We start from the raw sequence: 20,341 nt of genomic DNA on the forward strand, positions 1-20,341 counted from the left end.
TAACAATGCTAGCTAGATTTTAATAATCATAATACCAATTAAACAAATCTGTTCTAAAACCTATGTTGAGCCATAGCGTGTTTGTATCAAATGTATTTGGTGCATCTTGAATATCTGCGTTTACACTACGATAGATAGGATTTGCATACACTTTTAAGTTAGTCGCAGGGTTTATCAAATATCCTAGCTCAAGATCTGCATACATGCTATTAACCTTATTCCCTTGAAAAAATGCAATCCCATCATCTGATGGTCTATTCTCATCATTTCCATAAATACTTCCTCCGTAGTATACTTCATTGATATCTCCTATCTCGACACCTCGAGATCCCACAATAAGTTTTGCAGTTCCAAACCATCGTTCTCTTTCATAACGAGCAATCCCAATAAGTTCTTTAAAATTTGCCCCCCATTGATGTGCTAGCGACTGGTTTGCGTGCCCATAATTAAGTTGGATCTCATTATTAGAATATACATAAGGACGCACTTGATTATACTCACCTTGCAATGTCAGATTCTTAACCCCAAAAGCGTCATAATACTTTGCTCCTAGCTGGAATCCCTGCTTGTTTTTATAACTTTGATTTCCACCTATCACATCACTAGCCGAAAACTCATCTATCACAACTTGACCATATACATTTACACGGTCATTTACTTTGTACTTACCCGTAAGACCTATAAGTGCATTACCACCGCGTGAACCTGTAGAAAACTCTATTGCTCTGTAAAAAATCACTGGATTTAAGAAATTAAAATCAAAGCCTCTTCCATTTTCATCTTCCCATATTACAGATTCAAAGAGTCCTACATTAAGTTTCTTACTTAAGTTCCAACTTAAGTAATGATTACTCATGAACTTTGTTCTAAAGGAACCATCTGCCGTAACTTCCGGCCTTACGTCTCGCAATGATGTCCAAGTATTAGTGTACTTAAATTTCCAAAAGGTGGTGTTTAATTTTAAATAAGGAAAATTACTTGCGTTATCACTAAGCAACAGGGAGCGATACCCATCTCCTATAAACTGCTTTCCGTGACCTAGCTGAATATTAAAATACTTACTGGGTGTATATGATATATAACCTTCGGCTACTGGGTAGTCTAAGTCTCCGTTTGTTCCTTCTTTTGCAATACCACGACCTGGCACTATTGCTGGATTACCTCCATCTGGGCGCAATGACCTTGCGATAGCATCAAAGTATCTAGGGAAACGACCTTGACTTTCATATACAGCAGCAAAAAAATTGAGCTTCTTTCCTAATCCACCTTGAATATACACTGCACGTGTATTATTGTAGGTAAAGCTATCAGACTTCAAATCATCGGTTTCATATCCCAATTGTAAATCGGCTGCTGGGTCTAGGGTGATCCAGTAATCCTCTCCCTGTATTTGCACCATATGCTCATTAGACCATTTTCTCCCAAACCACGTTTTCTTCTCTTTCTTAAGAGCGTCTGTCTTTTCTTGAAAATTATAATACGGATTTACTGTTTGATACAGGTAAGGCTTACTTGCCGTATGCGCATTAGTTCCTACAAGATTTAACTCTTGATCAAACCTACTGTAGACCTGATGCGAGAAAGGAATATTCAGCTGACTCGTATACTCATTTGCTGGATTGAATTTTTGATTTTGAATACGATCATATTCATCCTGCATTGGGTTTTTAAGCGGTGTTTCTTTTTTTGCTTTCGCGAAAGCATCACCTTCATTATCACCAGTATTCATCTCACCTATTTTATTACGTGATAACGGCAATAGCACAGGCATGGTAAACTGCATATATGTAGGCTCTCCATTATAAGTAGCTGGATCAATAATAGGTAGTTTATCAAAAACCTCTTGCGCCGAAGTCTTAAGCGATGCAAAGACCGCATCTGTATACAGCAGCTTAAAACTACCCTCACGAGTAACTTCAAACAAAATCACCATCTTACCCTCGTAATTCTCTTCATTAACCTCTACCGGGACTTCAAGATTATCGATTATAAAGGAAATAAAAGTTTCATTAAAACAAGCCGCAACTTCGCTCACTGGCAAGTCGGCACATTCTGGAAAAACGGGATACTTTTCATAATCACTAGTGGTTACCTGAGCGGTAAGACTACAAGTAGCGAAAACGAATAAAAGAAATACATATTTATGCATGGATGTAGGCGTAATAATTGCGCACGAAAGATAGGGTTTTATACACAAAAAATCCCGTTGCCAGAGGCAACGGGATTATAGTAAAAATGTTCTTATAATTTAATCTTCTATTTGAAATGAGATAGGTAATGAAAAAAGTACCGCAACATTCTCACCTGCTTGTTTTCCAGCAGTCATGTCAGGTAGCAACTTTGTAACTCGCAAAGCCTCTTCTTCAAGTTTTGGATGAGGGGCTTTGGCATTTACATCTACTACTTTCCCAGAAGCATCAATTTTAAATGTCACAAAGATTCTATTTACTCCAGAGAGGCCTAGACCTTCTCCTCTTTCTGCTCTGAACTTTTTAGATACAAATTTAGAAATCTTGGCACTCATGCAATCCTTGCGTTCATCATTTGAGCTTAAACCTTCACAACCCGGATACAAAGGAGCTGTCTCTACTAGAGAAAATATTTTAGCTATTGGCTCATCGTCTACCGTATCATCATAATCAGGAATACGTGGGTCTACAATAGGATCATCTGTGGCATCTGTTGGCTTGAGATCATCTTCAAGGAACTTGGAATCATCTTCCTTTGTCTGGACGTTCTCAAGAATCTTAGGATCTTCAATTTTTGGGAGCTGTACTTTCCTTACAACTTCCCTTTTAGGTTGCTCTACTTTCACTTGGTCAAGAGTAAAAATTTGATCTACGTTTTCCCGCTCTACCGCTATCGCCAGTTTCTTTTCTGGAGTACGCATTTCGATAAAGAAGATGGAAGCTAGAAGTGCTAAGATTAACCCAATTTGAAAATGAAGCGTGGGATTTCTTCGTAAATTTGCCTCGTGCTTGCGGCTTGATTTGTACACGCTGTTTTGGCGAACAGCAGTGCTTTCTTTGGAATTTTCCATAAGATATAGTTTTAAAAATGTTGAACAATTCTTAAAACGAATCAATAAGCAAGCCAAAATTGAGGTCACCTTAGGGCGGCCTCTTTTTTTTTGATATAAGGCACAAAAAAACCATCTCATTGCTGAGATGGTTTTTTTAATATTTAAAAAGTCTTTATGACTTAGTCTTCTACTTTAAATGTAATAGGTAGTGAGTATAAAACTCCTACTGGCTTACCACGTTGCTTACCTGGTGTCATTTTAGGTAATAACTTAATTACACGCTCTGCTTCTGATGCAAGACGTGGGTGTGGAGCACGAGATCTGATATTTACAATTCTTCCAGTTTTATCAATCTTAAAACTTACAAAGATTCTGTTTATTCCAGAAAGACCTAGATCTGAACCTAACTCTGTGTTGAACTTCTTGTTTACAAGCTTGCTCACCTTCTCAGACATACAGTTCTTACGATCGTTATTGTTAGTCATAGACTCACAACCAGGAAAAATAGGCACATTTTCAATAACTGCAAACGGTACATCTGCAATTTCTTCTTCTTCTTCTGCAACCTCTACTTCCTCTACTTCAACGATTTCCTCTTCGGCATCTGTTTCTGTAGACTCTATAATTGTTTCTTCTATTTCTTCTTCATCCTCTACTACCTCAATAATTTCCGGTGCTGGTGGCGGTGGTGGTGGTGGTGGTGGTGGTGGAGTATTCAACTCCGTGATTGGAATTTCTTCGTCGTCTAGATCATCAAGATCAAGCTGACCAATATCAATAGCCACATCATCATAAGTCTTCCACTCGATGGTGATGTACGTTAGTGCGAGTACTGCAATGAGTCCTAGCTGAAAAAACAGCATGCTTCTCTTGCGAAGGTCTGCTTTGGGATTTTTCTTGGGTTCCATAATTAAAGTATTAGTAGAGAGCTAAAATAGCAAAATAAATCTCAGTTGTGAAACTAAAATTACGATTTTAACCCTTTAAATTTCTTAAAAAATAGTAGAAATGTTAAACTTCCGAGTATTACACCTATACTATTTGCAAGTACATCCCACACATCAGGCGTTCTGTATGTAGTTGCACTGCCTTGTAATAACTCAATCACTATGCCATATACCACTAATGCTAAAGCAATTGCTATATAAAAAATTGGCTTTGCCCATTTCTGAGTTACCGAGGTTTTCACGATATGAAAATAACTCAGCCACAGTATGGCTAAACCAAAATAAGCTCCTAAATGTAGGAGCTTATCTATATTTGAAATATTAGTATCTAGTTTTACAGGCTTAACAAGCGACCCTATGCTTAATGCGCAGGTATATGCTATCGCTGTAAAACCAATAAGCTTATCCACCTATAAGTTCTTTGTAAGCATCTGCGCTTAAAAGCTCATCTACCTGTGAAGCGTCAGAAAATTTGATTTTAATCATCCACCCTGCTCCATAAGCATCGCTGTTTACGATTTCTGGCTCATCTTCTAGACCTTCATTAAAAGCTACAATCTCACCAGAAAGCGGTAAGAAAAGATCAGAAACGGTCTTTACTGCCTCTACAGTACCAAAAACCTCATCTCTATCAAGAGTTTCATCAAGAGTTTCTACTTCTACGTAAACGATATCTCCTAGTTCTCCTTGTGCAAAATCTGTAATTCCCACTACGGCTACGTCACCTTCTATGCGTACCCACTCGTGATCTTTCGTGTATTTTAACTCTGCTGGTATATTCATCTTAGTCTGTATTAGTTTGATTTAATTCCGCTTTCGCGAAAATATTCTTTTTAATAGATTAATGCTTACTATTTTCAAATTTTCGCGAAAGCGAACTCATTTAATTAATTTCCAAAATTATACCTCAATGTAAATCCAGACCTAATAGTCGTTTGCGGAAATGCTGTAGATATTGCAAATGTCGAAAAAGTATGGTCATAAAAGAAGAGCGCAGTAAGATTTTTACTCAACGCATAATCTGTTGTAAATCTAAGTCCATAAATATCTTGTCCAGCAGTGGTCTGGCTATTGTCTATATCAAGATATCTGATGATAGTTTCGTTTTGTCTAAGAGAGAAATCTGCCTTAAAGTTGAGATCACTCTTAAGAACCCTACGAAATCCACCAAAGTTTGTAACAAACCTAAGGTCCTTAATACGATATCCTAATCCTAATATATACTCATTACCCTTAATCTCGGTTAAGAGGTTGTTATCAAAGCTTAACCCTAATGCTCTATCTCTTTTAATTTCGGCAAGAATCTTTACAGAGTTTTTCATTTCAAAATCAAGACGAACTAGCGGTGTGAACTGCTCTGTAAGTGTCACATTACTTAATAGCGTTTGATTTAAAAAGTTACCTGCTTGATCTCGCTGTGCGGTCGCAGGGTCTCTATCTGTATTTCTATTATAAGCAAGGTTAGTCAAGTAATTGTTTACAGAATATCCAGCCGTGTAACCGTGCTGAACTGAGAATCTCTTAAACTTATCCTTAAACCACTTCATGTTCATTAAACCGGTATACTTTATATTCCAGTTAGGTAATGGAATACTTCTAAGAAAACCAGTATCTGTTTTATTTACATCCTTACCGCTGTATGCAGCTAAGAAAGCAGGTAACAACACTTTTTGATTAGTACGCCCGAAACCTTCTGGATACCCATCTGCATCTACCTCAAAGGTATTTGTACCGTAAAACTCTCTTGCCAGTCTATTTGCTACAGCCAGTCTGTTTTCTCTAAACGTGTTAAATGTACTACTAGACTCAGATGTACTCTGTGCAAAAGCAGTACCTATTAATACGGTAGATATATTAAAGCGACCAAAACTATTTCCAGTAAGGGATTGATATGCTAAACTCTGCTCGTTAACTCGGTAATTTTCTTGATAGTTTTCTTGAAAAACACGATTTAAGTTAAGATCTATATCAAGATCTTTAAGAAGCCCTATTCTCGCTTGAATAGCAAGATCTCTACTTTCTATCTCGCGATACTGCTGATTAAAATCTTGAAACAATGTTAACCATCCATTACTCGCTGCAAGCTCTCTTACCTCTGCCTGACTTCCGAAAATAAATCCTGGCGTAGGTCTTAAACTTCCTGCAAACCCAACTGATGGTAAATACCCTGGTAAATAGATACCATTACTCTCTTCATAAGTGAGCTGCACTCGTTTAACCGCGGTAAGTAATCCTACCCCTGTATTGAGGGCCTTATCTGATGTACTTAAACCACTCGTGGTTCCATCACTTGAAGCATCTTCTTTTAATTTATCAATCTTGCTATTACGATCATCTTCTGGTGATGGTAATCCTCTAGGTCTAGTGCTAGTAGCACGCTGTTTTTTCTTCTTTGTTAAGCCTACATATTTATAGAGCTTCTCCATATCAAAGGTTCCATTAACAGCATGGGTATTTGTATTCTCCACACTATTTCCTATCTCTGGAATATTGTCTAATACTTGAAATTGTTGCGAACCTCTCTGCCATCTGTAGTTTGCAGTATAAGCGTAAGTAGCAGTAATCCACTCTGTGAACGGAATCTTATCGAACGGTAAGTCATAGTTGAGTTGTAATACTCCAAAATGCGTATCTGGCGTACCTACATCAAAGAACCCTCTATAAATACCATAACCATCTACTTCTTGACCTGCATCATCTAAGAAAGCTGGTGTCCCATCATTATCAAGATAGTTTCTTACAATACGGTTGTGGTTTACATTATAATTAAGTCGCAAACTTTTAGTAATAGGAAAGTCGACAGCATACCCCCAATCAAATAAGTAGTTACGCTGAAATAAACGTGGTACCGCAATATCACCTTCGTTTGCAAATACATCTCTAAACTTCTGCTGATTATACTGGCGCACAACATTAGACTGTACAGCAATATTAGACGGCAAGTAATTAAAGTTTAAATCTTTTAAGAACTTATAGTACTTCCCAGTGAATAGAGAGTCATTTTTTGCAAATGGTTCTACAGGCTTAGCATTAAAACTATAGTTATAAGTACCTCCTAATCTCACATTCTGATCGCGAGATTCTTCTATCTCAAAATCCTTATGATCTGTCTGGTTGTAAGAATATGAAAAAGTAAGATTTTCAATATCATACGGCATAGGCTTACGCTCTGTATCCGTGCGCTCTTTTCTTACTCCTATAGCATTAAAGCTTTGACGTTTTGTATAATCTACAGAGTAATCTTCAATGTTATCTCTCTCCTCTTGACTAGCCGCATTATCTAGTGATGTATCCAACTCAACATCCTCATAAAGCGGATTAAACTTAGGTGTAATACTCTGCTCGCCTATTGCATAATTAAGAGGTAACTGTAATCCCCATTTCTTTGGCAGTAATTGGCCCGCGTTAAGATTTGTCACAATATCATACTGAGTCACATCTTCTAAGCTACGCTCACCTGCGTTTTGCTCTATACTTCCAAAACCTACAGTACTTAAACGTCCTGTTGCAGATACATTTGCAAAATCTGCAATATTTCCATCTACACTCAATACTCCAGCATATCCACCATCATTAGTAAGATCTGATAAGCGTAGCTCATTAAACCAAACTTCTCCACCTATTTCTCCTGGAGAACAACCCATAGCTTGGTTGCTCGTTGGGTTTCCATTTTTTACACCAAGCATTAATGTTCTTACATCACCAAAACTAGGAAGACCTTGAATACCTATACGCAATTGACCTTCTTCATAACACATAGACTCTGGATTGAGAATACGATCACCGTTTTGATCAAAATACGTGATATCATCTGGATCTGATTCTACATCTCCCGCAATAACTTTTGACTTAATAATCTGTAATAATTCTAATGGAAGATCGAGCTCATTTGCCGCTGGCCAGATAGCATCTCTATCTTGGTTAGACACATTAAATGCAGTAGGCTGTAGTGGTAATTCTATCTGATAAAAATTTGAATTAAGGTCGGTTCCCATTCTTATGAAACCTACTAGATTCTGATTATCAAGACCATTGTCAACAATAGGCTCTGCGTGCATAAACATCTTAAGATTTTTATACTGTCGCATGTCGAGATTATAATATTTATAAACTCCTCTTGCGTCTTGCTCTTCAAGATTTTGAACTCTCAAAGAAAGAGACTGCTCGTTTTGCCTGATATTGTTATTGTTGTTATTGAGCCTCTCACGCTCTACCCCTGGAGGTAATGCATAAGGAACTGGCTGTCTTGTTTCGTTTGCCTCAATATTTACGGCAGCTACCTCAAATTGCGTGTTATCCGCATCATTGATTTGCGTGTTCTCATTAGGATCTAACGTTAGTAGGTATCTTCTAAAATCACCACGTACTAAATCTAATGTTCCAAAACGAAGTACAACATCTTCTTGCCAACCACTCATGTACATACGCATAAAACGTATAGACCTAAAGTCATTAATTCCTCCAACTACATTTGTCGCTTGGTTGATTGGCACTCTAAACTGCACCCATCTGGTAGGTAGTTGATTTCCATTTTGAGTAGTGACAGTAAGTTCTCTCACATCAGTTACAAATGGATTATTTTCTATACTTAAAGATGCTGGATTAATAGGTAATTCATATTCAAAATATGCATCTACCGTATTCATTGTATTATCACGGTTTACATCTTCCACATCTGGAAAAGTAGTTGAACCACGATTAGTTTGTGTCACCTCTACCGGAGAGTTACCCTGATTGTTATTATAATCTCTATATCGTTCTATAACGCCACCTTCAGTATTTAAGAAGTAATTATAGTTATCACCTGCAGGATCTGGGAGTCCTGCAAAGTTTGGAAATTCCATTGCCTCCTCTACATCGCTTAGTCCATCATAACCTACATCTTGATTAGTACGCTGCTGGCCTTCTGTGTCAAAAGCATAGACTAAAGATTGATTAGTAGGTACTTTACCCCATACAGTTTCTGAGGTTGACTCGTCTCCTCCTTCATTAGGAAGTCCGTTTTCATATTGTTTTCTTCCATCCTTAAGAATATCTTCAGAGATACTACCTAAGTTAAGTGTAAGGTTTCCTCCAGCATTTGTTGTGTCACCATCTCCAAAAAATGGATCTAGTAACCAGAATTCAACAAATTCTACATTTGCTTGTTCAAAGTCTGTAGAAGTTAACTGCCTTGTAATTCCTCCAAAATTTTGTTGAGGATTAGAAAGCATGCCGTCTTGCGCATCAAGACTAAAGTTATAAGGCCCTCTCTCTTGCGGGAAATAAGCTAAATCAAGCGTAAAAAGTGCCTGTGTTTGACCTGCAATAATATCTTGTTGAGGAAATATCTCATCTCTAAAAACACGTCTTGTTTCTGCTAGGGACAAATCGTCGTCTGAGATGCCACCAGGGCGCTGATTGTTATAAAAAATAGGATCTATAGAATACCAAGCAAATTTCGCTCTTCTATATCCCGTAGCGAGATCACCGTTTGCTAGCTCACCACCAAAACCTACCGGTGCAGATGACAAACTCCATTGTAAAGCTCCTCCAATATCTATTGAAGTTTGTGATCCCTCAAAATCATCCACATAAGAGGTTGCCTCGCCATTAAAATCTGTTCCTTTAGGTTGCCCAGGAATTAGATATGCTACCTCACCTCTAACTGATAGGTTGGAAGGAACATCAGTATCTATATTAGGAAGCTTATTAACCCATCTAGTTAAGAAAGGAAGTTCTGTAGAGTAACTTGCATTTAACCCTACAATCGTATTGTTTATTGGCTCAAAGCTATATGTAGCTTTTTGAGTAAGTGGTCGCTCATTAAGATTTAAGAAAGTACCTCCTACTATAAAATTTTCATTAAACTGGTGTTCTACATTAATCCCTGTAAAACGCTTATTCTGCTGTCCAAAAATAGCATTATTCTCTACCGATGCAGAGATAGGAATACCGGACGCTTCTAAAGATTTATCTAAAATAATAACACGACCTAATTGGTAATTAACCGTATAGTCAAGTCCTTCTACTAGTCTTCTTCCTCCTGCAGTTACTGTCACAGAACCTTGTGGCACATTAAAAGCTCCTAATGGAATACCCTGCTCTTGAGCAGATTTATAACGTCCTTTTAATAAGAATTTGTTCTTCTCGGCATTATCTCTAGCTATTGTTTTTGTAGACTGATATAAAGAAGAATAAACATACTTGTCTTGATGCGGATTATAAGTCTCTGTATTCTCATAAGTTTCTGCACCATCATTTACGCTTAGCAAATCAAATAATGTCTCTCCAAATGGTTCTACAGTTGTAAATACGATACTTCCATTTTGTACATGTACTGTTGTTCCTGGCACAAAATCAAAGAAACCATCTCCTCCTACTTGCGGATCTCCAAAGGTGGTTAGTCTATCAAGATTAAATAATCGTAACAACGTATTACTCTCAAGATCTCCACGATCTTGACCTTCATCCATGGTGTTATCGTTATTAGTCCCATCAAACAATGTAGGTAAAGGGGCTCCACCTACAGGAGTTATGAAATTAATAGGAGAAGGATCTGAGTATACAATGTTCAATCTAAATCCTTCCTGCTCTAATTGAAAAGCACCTAGCGGATAGATGTTTTTCATCATTAAATCCCATATAGGCTCTTGTACATTTGTGAGGTTACTTTTAAGCATTTTAACCACAAGATTAACAGGGCTTCCAGCTTGTCCAGCAGGAATTACGGTATCTAAAATACCATCTCCATTTACATCTTGACCGTTTAAAATACCATCACCATTCACATCTGCATCTGCACTATCTGCAATGTTATCGCCATCTTGATCTGGACGACCTTGTCCAAAATCTGCATCAATAATGTCTGGTCTTCCATCTCCATCTGCATCTGGACGGCTACCCTCGGTAGCATTAATACCGTCATTTGCAAATTCTCCTACTTGATACACTTGACCTCCTACTGTATATTGAAAGGCTACCCCAAGTACTTCATCATTATTTAATCGCTGGCTAAGAGATATGTAACCTAGTGCTGGGTATAATGTAAACTGAGAGCTTTGTAATTGTCTAGCGTTTTCAAGTAATACGTAGTCAGTTCCATCCTGCACTGTAACGTTACCAAAACCTTGACTAGCCGTCGCCACGTCTCTTATTGCTGGTGTAAGAACAGACTGTACAGACTGATCATTTATGCCACGCGGGTTAAAATCATTATTACGGTTATCTGGAAATGCATTTGCAGAGTTATTGATAAAACCAGGATTTGCTCCCGCATCAATCCCTAAGTTTGCTGGGTCAGATTCACCTATATCTTGTAATGCAATTATATTTCGTGCGTTTGTAGTTTGGTTTTGTCTATTTGTAATCCAAACTTCTACCCTAGTTATTTGAACTCCTCTGTTATCAATAAATGGATAGTTCTTAAGAGCATCGTTATAGGTATCTCTAAAGTAATGCGCTAAGAAGAAGTGACGATTTTCATCATAATCTAATGCAGGCACTTCAAAGTCTTGCACAGTTGCACCACCCTCTGCAGTTACAGTTCTAGGTTGTGATTGGTTCTCAGAAAACACAGCCGTTACTCGCGTCTTTCCAAACTGTAACTCAGTTTTAACACCAAACAAACTCTGCGAACCTTGAATAAGTGCGCTATTGAGCGGCATCGAAATATTACCTACTTCAATTTTCTGTATAATATCATCCTCAGTAGGTGTGTATTCTAGCTTAATTTGATTTTGGAAATTAAAGGTAGACTCCGTATCGTAATTTGCTGTAATCTGTAAGCGCTCACCCACTTGACCTAGTAAACTCAAGCTTATTCGTTGATCAAAGTCAAAGGTAAAATTGCTACGGTTACGTGGTGAAAATGCTGGGTTATCTTGTTTTGTAAATAACAGCCCAAGATCCATCTCTACAGATCCCTGTGGTGTAAACTCTATCTTATCTCCACCAAAAATGCTTTTAAATAAATCATTCTCAACATATAGTGATTTTACTAAACTATTGCGGGTATCATCCTCTTCAGACCTACCATCTACTACATTTACTTTCTCTCTAAAATACTGACGCATCTGCTCGTCACGTACTCTTTTTTGATATTCGGCTGGGGTTAAAATTAAAGGATATGTGATATTAAAACTCCCTAATTCCTCGGTAAATATATACCTGTCGAGCGCAGCATCATAAGTGTATTTTGACACTATACTATTAGGATTAGGTAACACTAGGCTACCTAACGAGAAGGTTGTGGCCGTAGAGTCTTGAGCTGCTGCATTCTCCTCTTCTTCCTGCGCCATTGCTACGGAATTTCCTAGAAAGAAAAATCCAACTACAAACAATATCGCTATACGTACATTTAAATAATAGTGTTGCTTCAAAATATGCCTACAGTTTTTTTAATGCTTCTTTGATAATCGTTTCCACGCTTGCGTCTGGCTTTTCTTTTACGATAGCCGTACAGACTTTTTCTGCTTGCTTACGCGCAAAACCTAATGTCTCTAAAGCAGATAACGCCTCTTCTTTGCTAGTATTGCTTTGCACAGCACTTTCACTACTCATATCGTACACCTTCAGGATCTTATCCTTGAGGTCGAGTATTACTCGCTGGGCTGTTTTTGCTCCTATTCCCTTAATACTTTGTATGGTTGCTACATCATTTGAAGCAATAGCTTGTTTTATTTGGTTAGGATCTAGGGAGGACAACATTGTCCTTGCCGTACTTGCCCCTATACCAGAAACAGACAGCAATAATCTAAACATCTCACGCTCCATCACCTCCATAAAACCAAAAAGTGTATGGCTATCTTCTTTAACTTGTAGATGGGTGTGTAACTTTAAAGCCTCGCTATCTCCTAGCTGCCCAAAAGTGTGCAATGAGATATTAATAAAATATCCTACTCCGTTGCAGTCTAGCACTACGTGAGTTGGATTTTTTTCTATAAGTCTTCCGCTTAAGTGAGTGATCATTTAACAAATAATTAAGGAGCGTAAATGTAAGAAAATTATGTCTAGGAGATTGCCAATTTTAATGGTTACGCTTTCGCGAAAATGAAACCACTCAAAACCACGCTTCTTCAATAAAAACTAACGATTAACTCTTTCTCATTTCATGAACAAAAGAACTCACAAAAAAAGAGGTGTAAACATTACATTTTACACCTCTTTGTATCAAATTTTCGCGAAAGCGAAATCTATATATTACTTCTGTTCTTGCGCACGGCGCACTTCTTGTTTTTGCTTTTTCTGAGCGTCAATAACCGTAATTGCAGCCATACTTACCATTTCGTCTACACTTGCTCCTAGTTGAAGTACATGTACAGGCTTGCGCATACCTAATAAAATAGGCCCAATGTTATCTGCCTTTTCAAGCTCCTTAATCACTTTATAGGTAATGTTTGCACTATCTATATTTGAAAATACAAGTGTATTTACTTTTCTTCCTGCTAGTTTTGAGAAAGGAAATTTTGCTTGTAACATTTCCTTGTTAAGAGCAAAATCTGCTTGTACTTCACCATCTACCACAAGATCTGGATAATAGCGGTGCAAGTAAGATACCGCCTTACTCACCTCTGTAGCTTTCTCATGTCCAGAAGATCCAAAGTTTGAATAACTCACCATCGCAACAACAGGCTCAAGACCAAACATTTTTACGGTAGTGGAAGTCATTTGAGCAATTTTAGCAAGCTCCTTTGCTGTAGGATTGATATTTATTGAAGTGTCCGCAAGAAACAAAGGTCCTCTTGATGTCACCATCAAGTTACAAGCTGCTACTTTTTGCACTCCAGGCGCAGTACCTATAACTTCAAGCACAGGCTTTATCACTGTAGGGTAACTACGACTATAACCAGATAACATACCATCTGCATCTCCTTCATTTACCATCATAGAGGCAAAATAATCGCGACGCTTTACTTGACGCCTTGCATCAAGATACGTGATACCTTTACGCTTACGTGTGTTCCAGTAAATATTTGCATAGCGATCTACTTGATCTTTTTCCTCATTAGATAATGGATCTATAATCTCTACATCTGCCTCAAAACCTATTTCTTCCTTGAGCTCAAGTATCACCTCTCTATTACCTAGTAGCACAGGAATTGCAATTCCTTCTTCATGTACAATCTGAGCAGCTTTTAGTACATCCAGCTGGTCTGACTCTGCAAAGATAATACGCTTAGGATCTAGCCTAGCTCTATCAAGCAGTAATCTTACTATCTTATTATCTTCTCCTAGGCGTTCTAATAACTCATCGTTATATGAATCCCAGTCTGTTATAGGCTCAAGTGCAACTCCGCTATCCATAGCAGCTTTTGCAACTGCTGGAGGAATCGTTGTTATCAATCTCGGGTCAAAAGGCTTTGGGATGATATAATCTCGTCCAAAGGTAAATCGTGTTGCTCCGTATGCAATATTCACCTGCTCTGGAACTGGCTCTTTTGCTAGTTGAGCAAGTGCTTTTACAGCAGCCATTTTCATTTCTTCATTTATTGCCGTTGCTCTTACATCAAGCGCTCCACGGAAAATGAAAGGAAAACCAAGCACATTATTAACCTGATTAGGATGGTCAGAACGTCCCGTCGCCATAATAAGATCTGGTCTAGAAGTAATTGCTACGTTATAATCGATCTCTGGCGTTGGGTTTGCCATTGCAAAAACAATAGGATCATTTGCCATAGATCTAATCATATCTGGCGATACAATATTACCTACAGAAAGTCCCAAGAACACATCTGCATCTACCATGGCATCTGCAAGATTCTTGTAATCCTTGTTACTTTTAAATTTCACCTGCTCTGGAGAAAGGTCTGTACGATCTGCTCGTAACAAACCGTTTATATCAAACATTGATATATTTTCTAGCTTAGCACCTAGTAAGTGATATAAGTTCATGCAAGAGATAGCAGCACTTCCCGCACCACTCACCACAATCTTTACATCCTCAATACGTTTACCTGCAATTTCTAATGCATTAAGCATTGCCGCAGCCGAAATAATTGCTGTACCATGCTGATCATCATGCATCACTGGGATATCCAACTCTGCCTTAAGTCTGCGTTCTATTTCAAAAGCTTCTGGAGCTTTAATATCTTCTAAGTTAATACCTCCAAAAGTGGGAGCTATATTTTTTACAGTTTCTACAAAAGCGTCTACATCCTTAGTATCCACTTCTATGTCAAACACATCAATACCAGCAAATATTTTAAACAAAAGCCCTTTACCTTCCATTACAGGCTTAGAGGCTTCTGGCCCTATATCTCCCAGTCCTAAAACTGCGGTACCATTTGTGATTACGGCAACTAGGTTACCCTTTGCCGTATATTTATAAACGTTATTTACGTCTTTTGCAATCTCTAGACAAGGCTCTGCTACACCAGGAGAATATGCTAACGCGAGATCACGCTGGCTAGAATACTTCTTCGTAGGAACTACGGCAATTTTACCTGGTTTAGGCTTTGCGTGATACACGAGAGCTTCTCTACGCTTGTTGCTGTTTTGACTCATAAAGTTGATTTGTATTTGACTTACAAAAATACAGATTTCCTAATACGCCACATAAGCTATAACACATTATAGTTATGAGGTAGGGTTCTATTTAAAATCTAATAACTGCGTTAAGATATCTACATTTTGAGGAAGTCTCCCTACGTGCTGTAGTTTTATTGCAGCTAGTGATAGTGCGATTTTGAGACATCGCTCAACTTCATACTCCTTGATGTATGCAAATAAAAAGCCACTCCAGAAGGCATCTCCTGCACCTGTAGCGTCAAGAATATTTTCTACTCTTGCTGCCGGTAGTTCAATTATTTCTTGAGATTCTTTTTTACGCTTTCGCGAAAGCTTAACCCCATCAGAACCAAGCGTGAGACAAACAAGCTCAACACCAATATCGTTATGAAAGAAATCAAATATCTCATCATGAGACTTACGTTCTTCAAACAAGCGCTCCATATCATCCTCGCTTATCTTCACTAGCGGATTATATGAACAGTATTTTCTAAAGGTTTCCATTGCTTTTTCCCGCTTTAGAAAAATGCGTGGAGAGTAATTAAGATCTATACTCAAAGTGCATCCCGCCTCAAAAGCCTTTTTTGCTTTGGCTAAAATAGTAGTCCGCGCAGGATTTTTACTTAATGCAAAAGCTGTGGTGTGAAAAACGGAGGTCTTTTCAATAAGCTCATCTGGAATTTGATCTTCGGTGATTTTTGTGTCTGCGTAGCGATAGGGAATAAAATCTGGTGTTCCCGTCGTTTTCGATACAAAAATTACACTAGTAGGATTTACAGCATCTGTTCTCACAAGATCTGTTTGCACTCCATTCTCGGCAAGCTTCTCTTCTATATAAAGACCTAAACCATCATCACCTCTAGTTGCAGCAAGCTTCACATTCATCCCTAGACGCGCTAAGTTCATTGCCACATTTGTAGGGCTGCCACCTAGATACCTGTGATAATCTCTAGTTTGATCAATTCTCACTTCCTTTTGGTGACCTATGAAGTCTATCAGAACTTCGCCTACACATATAATATCAATATCTCTATTCAAGCCTTTCTAGTATTTTAATGCACCCTAAGATGCAAATCTATTATTACATAACAAACTACTAATTACTCTGGTTGATTATATACTTCTTGCGCTTGCTTAGGTGTCAACCTAAGTGCTAGAATAGCCGATATTAAGAAAAATACACCAGCAAATAATATGGCGTTTATAGCACTACCACCTAATAAATATTTATAGATAGGACCAAAAGTCACAGTCTCAATAGCCATAGGTATTACAATCATCATATTTAAAATACCCATATAAATACCACGTTTAGTTTGCGGCACAATCTTAGAAACCATTGTGTATGGAATTCCCATCATTGCAGCCCAGCCTATTCCGAATAGAATCATAGGTAACACCACTAAATTTGCATCGCTTATATATGGGATCAAAAACATAGCAAGTGCTGTACCTAGTAAACTTGCTGCATAAATTTTCTTACCTCCATACTTTAACGTGAGCGGTACGAGCACAAGCGCAACGACCATAGTCACAGAGTTGTATGTTAAACTCATTTTTGCAGATTGTGATGCAGCTTCCCCGATAGTAAAATTTAGTGTGTCCCTAAACATAGGTACATTAAACTGCCAGTATACAAATAATGCGTACCACTGAAAAAGATACACACCAGCTACCTTCCACATAAATGCAGGCATAGTCTTTACAGTTTGAGCAATCTCGACAAAAGGATGTTTAAATTTTTGTATAAAAGTTAATCCTCTAAATGCTTCTATTTCTACCATCTCACCTTCAGAAGGTGGTATTTCTTTGGTTTTACTCACAGACCATAAAATGGTAGTGATAGATAATATCGCACCTATAAAAAATGAATAATACAACCACTGAGGTATACTCCCTACAATCTCCTCTGCTACCCCTAGAATTTCTTGAAAATATATGATTGATAGCATCGCAATCACCGTTCCTGCACCTACAAATAGACTTTGCATTTGATAACCAAGGCTTAATTGCTTTTGAGGCAACTTATCTCCTACTAGAGCTCTATATGGCTCCATAGCCATGTTGTTCCCTATATCGAGTATCCAGAGCAATGCAACCGCTACCCATAACACAGGACTAAAAGGAAATGCAAACAAACAGATACTACCTATGAGAGCACCTATGAGAAAAAAAGGCTTTCTTCTTCCAAATTTTGGCGACCATGTTTTGTCACTTATCGCTCCTATAATAGGCTGTACAATCAATCCTGTAATAGGACCTGCAATATTGAGAATAGGCAATAAATCTTCGGCAGCTCCTAGATATAAGAATATAGGGTTTATAGCTGTTTGTTGAAGTCCGAAAGAGAATTGAATCCCTAAGAAACCAACGTTCATATTAAAAATTTGCCAGAATGAGAGGTTAGGCTTTTTAATGGAGCTTAGTATTTTATTCATAAGATAGCGCGTAGTTATTGCAGTGTAGCGACAGTAATATCCGTAATAATTATTAAAATTCGGTTTACCAGGTTTAAAAATTATTACAATCACGCTTTCGCGAAAGCGTAACACATAACCTCTACTGCTTTTTAAGTGCGTTTATATTGCGCTGTAAACCTGAAAACTTTGTCCGTTTTACTGCAGATTTTCTAAAGATTTCTGAAAATACTTCTTGGGTGATTTCTTCCCAGTCCTTTTTTGAATTAGAGAGCAATTCTGGATGAGGGTCAAAAAGCGGCTCACTATGCGCTTTTGAAAAACGATTCCAAGGACACACGTCTTGACACACGTCACAACCAAACATCCAGTCATCTAGATGTGGCTTTGCATAGTCAGGAATTTGATTCTTTAACTCTATCGTAAAGTAACTTATGCACTTACTCCCGTCTACCTTATAAGGCTCAACAATAGCATCTGTGGGGCATGCATCTATACAGGCAGTACAGCTACCACAATGATCTGTTACAGGTGTGTCGTAGTCCAAATCCAAATCAATCACTAGCTCTGCAATAAAGTAAAAAGAACCCGTTTTCTTTGAGAGTAAATTGCTATGCTTTCCTATCCAGCCCAATCCGCTTTTTTTTGCCCATGCCTTATCAAGCACTGGAGCACTATCTACAAAAGCACGGCCATGCACATCCCCTATTTCCTCTTGAATGTTATGTAAAAATTCTTTGAGCTTATCCTTTATCACAAAGTGATAATCGCGGCCATAAGCATACTTAGATATCTTATACGAATCCTCATTTTGAATTTCGTGAGGATAATAATTAAGCAATAGAGAAATAACACTTTTTGAACCCTCAACGAGCTTCGTAGGATCAAGACGCATATCGAAGTAGTTCTCCATATACTGCATCTCACCATTCATATTTTGCTTAAGCCATGACTCAAGTCGAGGTGCTTCTTCCTCTAGAAAACCAGCTTTACTTATACCACAAGACATAAAACCTAGGCGAGTGGCTTCCGCTTTAATGAATGCTGTATGTTTTGCTCGATTTTCAATCATTACTACCTTGGTATAAACTCCAGAAATGCATTTTTAGGCTTCAATGTAATAAGCGGTAATATTTCAATAGGCGTGCTTTTTGGAGCAATCTTGAACATAGCCACTAGCTCAGTAACGGCTAGTATCATCTCATACATAGCAAAATTATTACCGATACACATTCTAGGTCCTGCGCCAAAAGGGAAATATGCCGGATGCTTCATTCCTGCATTATCATCAAATCTAGTAGGATCAAATTGATCTGCTCGCTCCCAGAAGTCTTTATGTTTATGTATTTCTATCACAGAAAATAGCAAATTAGAACCCGCAGGAACCTCCATACCGTTATGCTCATCATCTTCAATATTCACACGATCTATAAAATATGCCGGTGGATACATACGCATGGTTTCCTCCAGCACTTGCTTAGTAACCGTACATTGTCTTAAAAACTCATTGAGAGTGGTGGAGTTCGCTTTCGCGAAAGCGTATTCTTCATAAATCTTATCTTGCCAGATAGGATTTCTAGCAAGTAGCTCAGCTGTAAATGTAAGTGCGTTTGAAGTAGTCTCATGACCCGCCGAAAATAAAATGAGAATTTCATCGATGAGCTGCTCTTCCTCCATAAATCCGCCATCCTCATATTGAGAATCTAGCAGCATATCAAGTAGATCACCAGGCTTGTCACCGCTATCCTTGCGCTCTTGTACAAGTTCCTTTAGAATCACCCTCGCCTCTTTTGTAAGAGCGAGATGCTTATCTATAGGTCCACCATATTTAAAATACCATGCCTTAAATGGCTGGCGAAGTTCTTTTACAAGCATCTTTTGTGCTTGCTCTGTGATGTATTGTAATCTATTTATTTTGTCTCGATCTACATCAGTTTTAAACAATGCCTTAACGACAGTCATAAATGCAAGGTCATTAAAAACTTCAAACACATCAAAAGGCTTATGCGTTTCAACACGTATTAGTTCTTCTTTAATTACCTCATGCATTGCATCAAGTAATTGTGCTAGCTGCTTCTTATGAAAAGCTGGCTGTATAAGTTTACGTTGTTTTTTCCAGTGGTCGCCCTCTGCGGTGAGCAGACCTTCCCCAACATATTTTGCTAGGTCCTTAGTTTGGATAGGTGATTTACTATAATTGCGCTGATTTTTTTGAAGTGCATATTTGGCAAATTCCGTATCTCTTGAAAAGACTACATCATTACCAAAACCAAGCTTTAGTTTGAAAGTATCACCTTTTGACTCAAAGTTTTCTTTATGAAAAGGCAGAGGGTTTTTAAGGATACTTCCCGCATTGGCAAGAAATTTAAACACGGATACTGCTGGAATTTTATCTGGCATATAATGTTTTATAGGATCAATTATAAAGATACGGCTTGATTAAAATTAAGATAATCCAGGCTTTCAAA

12 protein-coding genes are annotated in these 20,341 nt (G+C 38.0%); all 12 read right to left on the reverse strand.

Features of this window, described 5'->3' with window-relative positions; genetic code table 11:
- Positions 1-19: 19 nt before the first annotated feature.
- Entirely contained in the window at positions 20-2,149 is a 2,130-nt protein-coding gene (locus tag SJY37_RS02850; RefSeq protein WP_298329330.1) for a gliding motility protein RemB, read from the reverse strand.
- Positions 2,150-2,248: 99 nt separating this feature from the next.
- Positions 2,249-3,040: an energy transducer TonB gene (locus tag SJY37_RS02855; RefSeq protein ID WP_298329333.1), complete on the reverse strand. Its 792-nt coding sequence runs from the start codon at positions 3,038-3,040 to the stop codon at positions 2,249-2,251.
- A gap of 161 nt (positions 3,041-3,201) precedes the next feature.
- A complete protein-coding gene (locus SJY37_RS02860) occupies positions 3,202-3,930 on the reverse strand; it encodes an energy transducer TonB (RefSeq protein ID WP_298329338.1) in 729 nt (242 codons plus the stop codon).
- A 59-nt stretch (positions 3,931-3,989) separates the two neighbouring features.
- Positions 3,990-4,379 (reverse strand): VanZ family protein, encoded by a 390-nt coding sequence (locus SJY37_RS02865; RefSeq protein ID WP_298329341.1) that lies wholly within the window; start codon positions 4,377-4,379, stop codon positions 3,990-3,992.
- Positions 4,372-4,752 carry a glycine cleavage system protein GcvH gene (gene gcvH / locus SJY37_RS02870; RefSeq protein WP_298329344.1) on the reverse strand — a complete coding sequence of 127 codons (381 nt, stop codon included), beginning with the start codon at positions 4,750-4,752 and terminating at the stop codon, positions 4,372-4,374. The genes SJY37_RS02865 and gcvH overlap by 8 nt, the downstream gene beginning before the upstream one ends.
- A 104-nt stretch (positions 4,753-4,856) precedes the next feature.
- A complete protein-coding gene (gene sprA / locus SJY37_RS02875; RefSeq protein ID WP_379952807.1) occupies positions 4,857-12,329 on the reverse strand; it encodes a cell surface protein SprA in 7,473 nt (2,490 codons plus the stop codon).
- A gap of 7 nt (positions 12,330-12,336) precedes the next feature.
- Positions 12,337-12,918 carry a Holliday junction branch migration protein RuvA gene (gene ruvA / locus SJY37_RS02880; RefSeq protein WP_379952808.1) on the reverse strand — a complete coding sequence of 194 codons (582 nt, stop codon included), beginning with the start codon at positions 12,916-12,918 and terminating at the stop codon, positions 12,337-12,339.
- Positions 12,919-13,149: 231 nt separating this feature from the next.
- Complete coding sequence (locus SJY37_RS02885; protein ID WP_298329350.1) at positions 13,150-15,453, reverse strand: NADP-dependent malic enzyme; 2,304 nt, start codon at positions 15,451-15,453, stop codon at positions 13,150-13,152.
- A gap of 87 nt (positions 15,454-15,540) precedes the next feature.
- Complete coding sequence (locus SJY37_RS02890) at positions 15,541-16,494, reverse strand: carbohydrate kinase family protein (RefSeq protein WP_298329353.1); 954 nt, start codon at positions 16,492-16,494, stop codon at positions 15,541-15,543.
- 62 nt (positions 16,495-16,556) lie between these two features.
- Positions 16,557-17,894, reverse strand: a complete 1,338-nt coding sequence (locus tag SJY37_RS02895) for an MFS transporter (protein ID WP_379952809.1) — start codon at positions 17,892-17,894, stop codon at positions 16,557-16,559.
- 121 nt (positions 17,895-18,015) lie between these two features.
- Positions 18,016-18,945 carry a tRNA epoxyqueuosine(34) reductase QueG gene (queG, locus tag SJY37_RS02900; RefSeq protein WP_379952811.1) on the reverse strand — a complete coding sequence of 310 codons (930 nt, stop codon included), beginning with the start codon at positions 18,943-18,945 and terminating at the stop codon, positions 18,016-18,018.
- A gap of 2 nt (positions 18,946-18,947) precedes the next feature.
- Positions 18,948-20,273: a cytochrome P450 gene (locus SJY37_RS02905; protein WP_298329360.1), complete on the reverse strand. Its 1,326-nt coding sequence runs from the start codon at positions 20,271-20,273 to the stop codon at positions 18,948-18,950.
- Positions 20,274-20,341 lie beyond the last annotated feature (68 nt).

It is taken from the genome of Dokdonia sp. R78006 (assembly GCF_042466145.1).
Taxonomy (GTDB): Bacteria; Bacteroidota; Bacteroidia; order Flavobacteriales; family Flavobacteriaceae; genus Dokdonia.